Source organism: Acinetobacter sp. YWS30-1 (assembly GCF_033558715.1).
Lineage (GTDB): Bacteria > Pseudomonadota > Gammaproteobacteria > Pseudomonadales > Moraxellaceae > Acinetobacter.
In genome coordinates this window covers 151,876-162,095 of the sequence record NZ_CP114607.1, presented here as the reverse complement: position 1 = coordinate 162,095, position 10,220 = coordinate 151,876, and the positions used below count along the sequence as shown (strand labels likewise).

At 44.6% G+C, this 10,220-nt stretch carries 13 protein-coding genes and 1 pseudogene; 4 read left to right on the top strand and 10 right to left on the bottom strand.

Annotated features, from left to right (window positions below):
- Window positions 1–304: 304 nt before the first annotated feature.
- The 7 genes from O4M77_RS15475 to O4M77_RS15445 form a co-directional block, all read right to left on the bottom strand.
- Complete coding sequence (locus O4M77_RS15475) at window positions 305–559, bottom strand: replication regulatory protein RepA (RefSeq protein ID WP_000083830.1); 255 nt, start codon at window positions 557–559, stop codon at window positions 305–307.
- Window positions 560–798: 239 nt separating this feature from the next.
- The gene (locus O4M77_RS15470) at window positions 799–1,389 is read right to left on the bottom strand and encodes a DUF2726 domain-containing protein (RefSeq protein ID WP_000766807.1); all 591 of its coding nucleotides are present in this window, start codon (window positions 1,387–1,389) and stop codon (window positions 799–801) included.
- A 37-nt stretch (window positions 1,390–1,426) separates the two neighbouring features.
- Window positions 1,427–1,636: a hemolysin expression modulator Hha gene (gene hha, locus O4M77_RS15465; RefSeq protein WP_001298565.1), complete on the bottom strand. Its 210-nt coding sequence runs from the start codon at window positions 1,634–1,636 to the stop codon at window positions 1,427–1,429.
- 45 nt (window positions 1,637–1,681) lie between these two features.
- A complete protein-coding gene (locus O4M77_RS15460; RefSeq protein WP_001233838.1) occupies window positions 1,682–2,143 on the bottom strand; it encodes a thermonuclease family protein in 462 nt (153 codons plus the stop codon).
- A 183-nt stretch (window positions 2,144–2,326) separates the two neighbouring features.
- Window positions 2,327–3,187, bottom strand: a complete 861-nt coding sequence (locus O4M77_RS15455; protein ID WP_000027057.1) for a broad-spectrum class A beta-lactamase TEM-1 — start codon at window positions 3,185–3,187, stop codon at window positions 2,327–2,329.
- Between the two features lie 182 nt (window positions 3,188–3,369).
- Window positions 3,370–3,927, bottom strand: coding sequence for a recombinase family protein (locus O4M77_RS15450; protein ID WP_001235713.1), 558 nt, complete (start codon window positions 3,925–3,927; stop codon window positions 3,370–3,372).
- Window positions 3,928–4,174: 247 nt separating this feature from the next.
- Window positions 4,175–4,879 carry an IS6-like element IS26 family transposase gene (locus O4M77_RS15445; RefSeq protein WP_001067855.1) on the bottom strand — a complete coding sequence of 235 codons (705 nt, stop codon included), beginning with the start codon at window positions 4,877–4,879 and terminating at the stop codon, window positions 4,175–4,177.
- Window positions 4,880–5,008: 129 nt separating this feature from the next.
- On the opposite strand from O4M77_RS15445, the gene O4M77_RS15440 reads away from it, so the two are divergent.
- Entirely contained in the window at window positions 5,009–5,824 is an 816-nt protein-coding gene (locus tag O4M77_RS15440; protein ID WP_000018326.1) for an aminoglycoside O-phosphotransferase APH(3')-Ia, read from the top strand.
- Between the two features lie 153 nt (window positions 5,825–5,977).
- Here O4M77_RS15440 and O4M77_RS15435 read toward each other — a convergent pair whose 3' ends face one another.
- The 3 genes and pseudogenes from O4M77_RS15435 to O4M77_RS15425 all read right to left on the bottom strand — a co-directional run.
- Entirely contained in the window at window positions 5,978–6,157 is a 180-nt protein-coding gene (locus O4M77_RS15435; RefSeq protein WP_000902128.1) for a hypothetical protein, read from the bottom strand.
- Between the two features lie 91 nt (window positions 6,158–6,248).
- Window positions 6,249–6,953 (bottom strand): IS6-like element IS26 family transposase, encoded by a 705-nt coding sequence (locus O4M77_RS15430; RefSeq protein ID WP_057691283.1) that lies wholly within the window; start codon window positions 6,951–6,953, stop codon window positions 6,249–6,251.
- A gap of 64 nt (window positions 6,954–7,017) precedes the next feature.
- A pseudogene (locus tag O4M77_RS15425) lies at window positions 7,018–7,767 on the bottom strand (cation transporter); the annotation flags it as partial.
- Between the two features lie 90 nt (window positions 7,768–7,857).
- Between O4M77_RS15425 and cadR the strand changes: the two are divergent.
- From cadR to O4M77_RS15410, 3 genes are all read left to right on the top strand, one after another.
- Window positions 7,858–8,250: a Cd(II)/Pb(II)-responsive transcriptional regulator gene (gene cadR / locus O4M77_RS15420; RefSeq protein ID WP_004281856.1), complete on the top strand. Its 393-nt coding sequence runs from the start codon at window positions 7,858–7,860 to the stop codon at window positions 8,248–8,250.
- 142 nt (window positions 8,251–8,392) lie between these two features.
- Complete coding sequence (locus O4M77_RS15415; RefSeq protein ID WP_005180699.1) at window positions 8,393–8,803, top strand: hypothetical protein; 411 nt, start codon at window positions 8,393–8,395, stop codon at window positions 8,801–8,803.
- Window positions 8,804–8,852: 49 nt separating this feature from the next.
- A complete protein-coding gene (locus tag O4M77_RS15410; protein WP_163170697.1) occupies window positions 8,853–10,220 on the top strand; it encodes a TolC family protein in 1,368 nt (455 codons plus the stop codon).

Sequence of the window (10,220 nt, the reverse complement as noted above, 5' to 3'; positions counted from 1 at the left end):
ACCATCCTGCACTTACAATGCGCAGAAGGAGCGAGCACAGAAAGAAGTCTTGAACTTTTCCGGGCATATAACTATACTCCCCGCATAGCTGAATTGTTGGCTATACGGTTTAAGTGGGCCCCGGTAATCTTTTCGTACTCGCCAAAGTTGAAGAAGATTATCGGGGTTTTTGCTTTTCTGGCTCCTGTAAATCCACATCAGAACCAGTTCCTTGCCACCTTACGGCGTGGCCAGCCACAAAATTCCTTAAACGATCAGTAATCTAGCACTAATCTTCTGAACACTCAAGAATGTAAGCCCATCATCACATGCATCGTTTTTGCGCTTCACTTTTTATCAGTGCGGTCAGAACTTCAGCCTGAGTCAGACCATCTTCATGACACATTTGCATGAGCATGGCCTTATACTTTGGTTCAAGAAATACTTTTACTTCCTTGAACGAAGCTCTTTTACGGGCCACTGATAATCTTTGTTTCTCTGCATCAGAAAGCGGATTCCCCTTTCTGTATGCTCGTTTTGCGCCAGATGAGGAAGTCACTGCATTTTCTGTCTGCGACATCTCGCCTCCTCAATACTCAAACAGGGATCGTTTCGCAGAGGATACTACAGTTTTTTGAAATCAGCGACTTGAGAATTGTGACGAAGATCTGTGTTGGCGCACAAATCAACGGGGATTACTGTCGTTTAATGTGATTTAAACTGTGAAATAGTATGGTTTTCAGTTATTGAAACGCCGGGAGCGGGGAAAACTTGCTTTTTCCCGTTTCCGGGGTTGGACAACTGAGCAACGCGAAGGCGTCAGCTACGATGTTCCGGGGACTGCTGATCAGCCCCTGTTGTATTCAGCCATTCTCCGGTCATCTGCAGCAGTTTTCTGGCATCGTGGCTTCTGAGCAACGGAATACCAGCCTGCCTCAGAACCTCTTCCAGAAGAATATCCCGGCGTCTGCGTTCCGGTCGTAAATGGCTGGCATCATCCAGCTCTACTGCTGCAACAATACTGAACGAACGCCGCTCAACGATAACCACATCAACATGCCACTGAGACACCATCCTGAATAACTGCCACCACTGGCGTGATCGTGGCCGGATATTCCCGTTCAGCTGGACGATATCCGCGACCCGTACCTGCGGACACAGATACCACCGCTTCATATCCACAATTCTGAACAGTCCTTTCATAAAACTGACTTCCCTTTCTGTCAGCAGCGTCTTCTGACGTTGCCAGTATTCACCGCCGGACAGTATTCGCTCTGCATCACCGGTCCGTATACCTGCCGCATGCAATTGCATCAGCAAAGGAGAATGCTGATTTACACTTCTGAGGATAATCCGGATAAGTAACGCTGCAATAATCAGAACAATAAGAATAAAAATAATCAGCTTCATTGTTTATCTGCTCCTGGTAATTAATTATGCTGAATTATTACCTTACATATTTCCATATCTCTTTTGGTATCCTGTCATATAACTTTCCGGTGATTAATTCCGCTAACCGGTGGTCTGCTGCTGAATTAAATGATTCACGTTCACTGTTTAATAAACTGTCTCTGTTTTTATGAATAATTTTTTCCAGCGTATTGACTGATGAACATCGCCGTAACTGATACAGCCATTCCTGTTTTGTTTTCGCCATTTTTATTCCCGCTGAGAACAGATGAATGATAAGATTGCCATCGCTTTATTTACGGTGTCTCCATATCCAGGGGGGAACCGGATCAGCATCTGACCAGAGCCCACGTTTTTGTTGTCTGGCTTCGTTCTGAAGGACAGGCAGCACGGGATCTGTGTTGTACTGCTCATATACCCAGGCAGCCCCGGCCCGGACCATAAACTGATTAACATTCATTCCGTCTGGTGCATAAACCTGCCCGAGAATACGACCATAACGATCTCGCTGAAAATATGTGACGGTAACCGTTTTTCCTGCAACCAGTGATTTCATCATGTCCGTTGACCACCGGCCATAATCCTGTTTCTTTTCCGGTGCATCAATATTTATCAGCCTGATCCGCACTGCCTTCCGTGAGTCCATGACCTCGATGGTATCACCGTCCAGTACACGAACAACCCGTCCATGAATATCTGCACACAATACCGGCCATGAAAAGATAAATAATACCAGTGGAATATATTTCCTCATGTTATTCTCCATATCAGATAAATGGCACCTGTATTTGGGGTCTGACGCTCAGTGGAACGAAAACTCACGTTAAGGGATTTTGGTCATGAGATTATCAAAAAGGATCTTCACCTAGATCCTTTTAAATTAAAAATGAAGTTTTAAATCAATCTAAAGTATATATGAGTAAACTTGGTCTGACAGTTACCAATGCTTAATCAGTGAGGCACCTATCTCAGCGATCTGTCTATTTCGTTCATCCATAGTTGCCTGACTCCCCGTCGTGTAGATAACTACGATACGGGAGGGCTTACCATCTGGCCCCAGTGCTGCAATGATACCGCGAGACCCACGCTCACCGGCTCCAGATTTATCAGCAATAAACCAGCCAGCCGGAAGGGCCGAGCGCAGAAGTGGTCCTGCAACTTTATCCGCCTCCATCCAGTCTATTAATTGTTGCCGGGAAGCTAGAGTAAGTAGTTCGCCAGTTAATAGTTTGCGCAACGTTGTTGCCATTGCTGCAGGCATCGTGGTGTCACGCTCGTCGTTTGGTATGGCTTCATTCAGCTCCGGTTCCCAACGATCAAGGCGAGTTACATGATCCCCCATGTTGTGCAAAAAAGCGGTTAGCTCCTTCGGTCCTCCGATCGTTGTCAGAAGTAAGTTGGCCGCAGTGTTATCACTCATGGTTATGGCAGCACTGCATAATTCTCTTACTGTCATGCCATCCGTAAGATGCTTTTCTGTGACTGGTGAGTACTCAACCAAGTCATTCTGAGAATAGTGTATGCGGCGACCGAGTTGCTCTTGCCCGGCGTCAACACGGGATAATACCGCACCACATAGCAGAACTTTAAAAGTGCTCATCATTGGAAAACGTTCTTCGGGGCGAAAACTCTCAAGGATCTTACCGCTGTTGAGATCCAGTTCGATGTAACCCACTCGTGCACCCAACTGATCTTCAGCATCTTTTACTTTCACCAGCGTTTCTGGGTGAGCAAAAACAGGAAGGCAAAATGCCGCAAAAAAGGGAATAAGGGCGACACGGAAATGTTGAATACTCATACTCTTCCTTTTTCAATATTATTGAAGCATTTATCAGGGTTATTGTCTCATGAGCGGATACATATTTGAATGTATTTAGAAAAATAAACAAATAGGGGTTCCGCGCACATTTCCCCGAAAAGTGCCACCTGACGTCTAAGAAACCATTATTATCATGACATTAACCTATAAAAATAGGCGTATCACGAGGCCCTTTCGTCTTCAAGAATTTTATAAACCGTGGAGCGGGCAATACTGAGCTGATGAGCAATTTCCGTTGCACCAGTGCCCTTCTGATGAAGCGTCAGCACGACGTTCCTGTCCACGGTACGCCTGCGGCCAAATTTGATTCCTTTCAGCTTTGCTTCCTGTCGGCCCTCATTCGTGCGCTCTAGGATCCTCCGGCGTTCAGCCTGTGCCACAGCCGACAGGATGGTGACCACCATTTGCCCCATATCACCGTCGGTACTGATCCCGTCATCAATGAACCGGACTGCCACGCCCTGAGCGTCAAATTCCTTTATCAGTTGGATCATATCGGCAGTGTCGCGGCCAAGACGGTCGAGCTTCTTAACCAGAATGACATCACCTTCCTCCACCTTCATCCTCAGCAAATCCAGCCCTTCCCGATCTGTTGAACTGCCGGATGCCTTATCGGTAAATATACGGTTTGCTTTCACACCTGCGTCTTTGAGTGCTCTGACCTGAAGATCAAGAGACTGCTGACTGGTTGAGACCCGAGCGTAACCAAAAAGTCGCATAAAAATGTACCTTAAATCGAATATCGGACAACTCATGTCTATTATTACAAATTTACGATTTAATAGACATATTAATGTAACAGTTTTACGATGTCCGATAATTTATAACATTTCGTACGGTTGGAAAAATGTTACTAAATGCCCGTCAGGCAGGGAGGCCGATATGCCCGTTGACTTTCTGACCACTGAGCAGACGGCACTGTTGCAAAGTTAGCGATGAGGCAGCCTTTTGTCTTATTCAAAGGCCTTACATTTCAAAAACTCTGCTTACCAGGCGCATTTCGCCCAGGGGATCACCATAATAAAATGCTGAGGCCTGGCCTTTGCGTAGTGCACGCATCACCTCAATACCTTTGATGGTGGCGTAAGCCGTCTTCATGGATTTAAATCCCAGCGTGGCGCCGATTATCCGTTTCAGTTTGCCATGATCGCATTCAATCACGTTGTTCCGGTACTTAATCTGTCGGTGTTCAACGTCAGACGGGCACCGGCCTTCGCGTTTGAGCAGAGCAAGCGCGCGACCATAGGCGGGCGCTTTATCCGTGTTGATGAATCGCGGGATCTGCCACTTCTTCACGTTGTTGAGGATTTTACCCAGAAACCGGTATGCAGCTTTGCTGTTACGACGGGAGGAGAGATAAAAATCGACAGTGCGGCCCCGGCTGTCGACGGCCCGGTACAGATACGCCCAGCGGCCATTGACCTTCACGTAGGTTTCATCCATGTGCCACGGGCAAAGATCGGAAGGGTTACGCCAGTACCAGCGCAGCCGTTTTTCCATTTCAGGCGCATAACGCTGAACCCAGCGGTAAATCGTGGAGTGATCGACATTCACTCCGCGTTCAGCCAGCATCTCCTGCAGCTCACGGTAACTGATGCCGTATTTGCAGTACCAGCGTACGGCCCACAGAATGATGTCACGCTGAAAATGCCGGCCTTTGAATGGGTTCATGTGCAGCTCCATCAGCAAAAGGGGATGATAAGTTTATCACCACCGACTATTTGCAACAGTGCCGATAAAAATATATCATCATGAACAATAAAACTGTCTGCTTACATAAACAGTAATACAAGGGGTGTTATGAGCCATATTCAACGGGAAACGTCTTGCTCGAGGCCGCGATTAAATTCCAACCTGGATGCTGATTTATATGGGTATAGATGGGCTCGCGATAATGTCGGGCAATCAGGTGCGACAATCTATCGATTGTATGGGAAGCCCAATGCGCCAGAGTTGTTTCTGAAACATGGCAAAGGTAGCGTTGCCAATGATGTTACAGATGAGATGGTCAGACTAAACTGGCTGACGGCATTTATGCCTCTTCCGACCATCAAGCATTTTATCCGTACTCCTGATGATGCATGGTTACTCACCACTGCGATCCCCGGGAAAACAGCATTCCAGGTATTAGAAGAATATCCTGATTCAGGTGAAAATATTGTTGATGCGCTGGCAGTGTTCCTGCGCCGGTTGCATTCGATTCCTGTTTGTAATTGTCCTTTTAACAGCGATCGCGTATTTCGTCTCGCTCAGGCGCAATCACGAATGAATAACGGTTTGGTTGATGCTAGTGATTTTGATGACGAGCGTAATGGCTGGCCTGTTGAACAAGTCTGGAAAGAAATGCATAAGCTTTTGCCATTCTCACCGGATTCAGTCGTCACTCATGGTGATTTCTCACTTGATAACCTTATTTTTGACGAGGGGAAATTAATAGGTTGTATTGATGTTGGACGAGTCGGAATCGCAGACCGATACCAGGATCTTGCCATCCTATGGAACTGCCTCGGTGAGTTTTCTCCTTCATTACAGAAACGGCTTTTTCAAAAATATGGTATTGATAATCCTGATATGAATAAATTGCAGTTTCATTTGATGCTCGATGAGTTTTTCTGATAGTTAGTCTTTGTAGAGACACAAACCTGAAATTCCGGACACCGCGCTTCAGGACATCTCCCTGGACGCCGATATCTGGCAGTATCCGGACGGTACTATCGAACGCCGGGCCAACGGTACTACCCTGCCCTTTATGACTGACGACCGGCTATCTCACCCACGCACTTCTCCCTGAAATTTAGCATCGTCGCGGTTAATGTCGAAAATTTGCCACCTGACGTGGTTGGCATCGAGGGTGAAAACTGCCGTGGCGAGGGTGTTCTCCTCATCCGGATCGTCGGCAGCCAGCCGGTATTCACCGGCATCAATTTTCAGATTGATATCGTGCAGCACCTGGGTGGTGCCGAAATGTTTAGCGACCGCGCTAAATTCGGCACTGTTGCAAAGTTAGCGATGAGGCAGCCTTTTGTCTTATTCAAAGGCCTTACGTTTCAAAAACTCTGCTTACCAGGCGCATTTCGCCCAGGGGATCACCATAATAAAATGCTGAGGCCTGGCCTTTGCGTAGTGCACGCATCACCTCAATACCTTTGATGGTGGCGTAAGCCGTCTTCATGGATTTAAATCCCAGCGTGGCGTTGATTATCCGTTTCAGTTTGCCATGATCGCATTCAATCACGTTGTTCCGGTACTTAATCTGTCGGTGTTCAACGTCAGACGGGCACCGGCCTTCGCGTTTGAGCAGAGCAAGCGCGCGACCATAGGCGGGCGCTTTATCCGTGTTGATGAATCGTGGGATCTGCCACTTCTTCACGTTGTTGAGGATTTTACCCAGAAACCGGTATGCAGCTTTGCTGTTACGACGGGAGGAGAGATAAAAATCGACAGTGCGGCCCCGGCTGTCGACGGCCCGGTACAGATACGCCCAGCGGCCATTGACCTTCACGTAGGTTTCATCCATGTGCCACGGGCAAAGATCGGAAGGGTTACGCCAGTACCAGCGCAGCCGTTTTTCCATTTCAGGCGCATAACGCTGAACCCAGCGGTAAATCGTGGAGTGATCGACATTCACTCCGCGTTCAGCCAGCATCTCCTGCAGCTCACGGTAACTGATGCCGTATTTGCAGTACCAGCGTACGGCCCACAGAATGATGTCACGCTGAAAATGCCGGCCTTTGAATGGGTTCATGTGCAGCTCCATCAGCAAAAGGGGATGATAAGTTTATCACCACCGACTATTTGCAACAGTGCCCTTTAGCTTGTCTCACAGGATCAGGTTCATTAGGTATATCGCCTGAGGAAAGCTGTGTTTCATCAAGTTTCGCCCCAAAACCCAGTCCTTCGAGTTTAGCCGTAATTTGCTGAATCCCTTCATTATGGAAGACTTTCAGTTTTCGATTGGGAAGATCAAAAGTAAGACCTTTAACTGCTTCAATATCTGCAAGAGCCATACGGACCATTTGCTCTTCAGCAGAGCAATCCATTTTAGGAATGGTGTAGGTACTTGTTTGCTTAGCCTGTTGATTGCTTATATAAGTTTCAGTCTTCACAAGCTTTGCACCAAAACCCAAAGCTTCAAGTTTGGTAGTTATATTTTCATCTTTTTGATTATGTAGAACCTTTAAAGACCGGTTAGGTAAATCAAAGATGAGTTTTTGAACACCATCAATTGAAGATAGCGCCATACGAACCATCTGTTCTTCCGCAGAACAATCCATTTTGGGAACTAAGTATTCACTCATGTAGTGCGAATCTTTTAAAACGTCTTCAGTGCTTAAATTTTCTTTGGGATCAGAACCACAACAGGATTGAGCGGTATCTTCACAACTGTTTGAAGTGTTACAGCAAGGAGATGAAGATTTTTTTTCTTCCTCTTCACCACAACAGCTAGGCGTATTATCACAATTCTTTGAATTGCTTGCTTCTGCAATTGATGGATGATTTTCTTGTTGAGATTTCTTATCTTCGCATGGTGTTTCTTTACTACATCCACAGCCACTCATAGTTATACCCATTAAAAAAATTTATAAACTTTGAATATTAGAATCCCTATAGTTACTATAGAGTCAAGATTTTTTGGAAATACCAACTCAATGCATTTAAAAATTGGTGAACTCTCTAAAAAAACCTCATGTTCAGTATTAACAATTAGGTTTTATGAAAAGGAAGGTTTAATTCCGGAACCCGAAAGAACGGAAGGAAATTACCGCCTTTACGATATAGGCTATGTTGAGCGAATTAAGTTTATTTTGAATTGCCGAACTTTAAATATGAGTTTGAATGAAATTCGTCAATTACTCACCTATAAAGATAATCCCAAGAAAAATTGTTCAGATGTGAATGAATTAATTGACTTACATGTCAGTGCTATCAGAGAAAATATAATCAAGCAACAAAAGCTTATTGAACAATTATCTGATTTAAGGGGTACTTGTGATGGCTTATGTACAATTGACCAATGTGGAGTTCTAAAAAATCTAGCTTGATTATCTAGACCTATGCTTTTTTCAAAAATTCTGTATATCTTTACTTAAGGCTGCAAAAAGTTTAAGGTTACTCAAATTCTGTGATCAGATCTTTGATAGATCTGGACAGCTTCTTATTGGTGTTTTAAATACAGATTTGTGTATGAAGAGAAAAACATTTCTAATCCAGATATTGGTACTCTTATTCACATTCCAGAATATTTGGAGTGTGGCAGAGGCTGCGTGTCTGCATGAAATGCCAAACATACCCAATTCAATACTCTCTAATCCAATCGATTTAGACGAAAAGAGTGATAGTCCTCGTCAAGCACTTTATTCCCTAGAAAACTATAAAGAAATCTATGACTATTGTCAGAAGGTTTGTTTTAACGAAAAGTGCAGTCATTTCTCAAATACAATCGTGATTCAGATTGACCCACCCGATGATCTGAAGCTTAAAGCTAATTTTGAGACCGGCATTACCCCAACTTATTTGGGAATAACTTTTTATAAACCCCCTTATCTGAATCAATTAACCCCGCCTCCCGATTTGCCCCTACTATTGGTGGGGTAGTCTTATAAAAGCCCACCACTCCTAATTTCATTATGCGTGGGGCATTTTCATGTCAAAAAACAAATTACATCAGGATACCTCCATCCTGAATTTATCCTGGTCAGCCTTAGGTAGCGGTATCTTGCTATCTGTAATGATCAGCTTCAGTACTTCCGTAGTCGCCAGTACTCAAGATTTAACGCTGCAGCAAGCTATTGAGCAGGTTAACCAATATCAAGCGTCCCAAAATTTCTGGGAAACGCAAAATAGTATTAATGCCACGAATCTTCAGCAAAGTAAGCTGTTTAAAAATCCTGAATTGTCAGTTGAACAAACGGGCTTTGGTTCAAATAATGAAAAAGAGCTTGCCATCGGTATATCACAACCTTTGGATATTTTTGGTGAGCGAAGAGCAAACCAAAAATTAGCCAGTCTCTCTACAGATAAAACAGCGCTGAAACAGAAGATTTATCAAGCACAAATTGAGCTTGCAGTGAAATATGTATGGTCACAACTGGCCATTGCTGAACTTGAAAAAAACATTGTCAATGAACAACTTCGGGTGAGCCAAGAAAACCTTCAAGCAATCGAAAAGCGCTTTAATGCAGGCAGTATTGCCCAAGTAGATGTAAATCGCGCACGTTTAAGCCATGCTGAAAATATCCGTCTTTTTAGACAGGCAGACTTACAGGTACAAGTGGCCACCCAACAATTATCAAATTTATGGGGTACGTCTGATAAGTCATTGCAGGTAAACCTCTCTTCACAAAAGCTCTGGCCAAAATCGACTCATGAACAGGTTCAAGAATATTTAGCGGAAAACTACGTTGAGAAATATCGAGCTTTACTGGTATTAGAGTCTCAAGCAACGGTTGATCAACTAAGGGCAAAGGCACGTCCTAACCCCACTTTAAACCTAGGTGTCAACCGCACCCAATCCTTGGAAAACTCCACACAAAATCAATTAGTAGTCGGAGTCAGTGTACCGCTTAATATTTTCGATCGTCAGCAAAATGGCATAAAAATCGCGCAAGAAAAAATGAACTTATTAGAGCGTCAGAAAGAGTTTTATCTGAAGCAAAATGCGCTGCAAATAGGCACAATTTTAACCGAGTTGCAGGGTTTAGAGCTGCAATTCAAAGTCGTTGACGAGACTCAAATTCCTTTGGCGACTCAAGTTCAAAGTAAGACGCTACAAGGTTTCTTGGCAGGCAAGTTTGCTTTAACCGATGTTCAGCAAGCCACGCTTCAATTACAAGACATCCGTCTGCGTAAAGTCCAGTTGTTACGGGATGGCTGGCAAAAGGCCATTGAAGCAGAAAGTTTGAGCTTAGGCATTAGCCCAAGTGAAGTCATGTCGAAAGATGCTATTGCACAAATCAATCAAAACTTATGGCAAGACATACAGGCCATGCCTGTCATTGGTGGGGGAAATTAA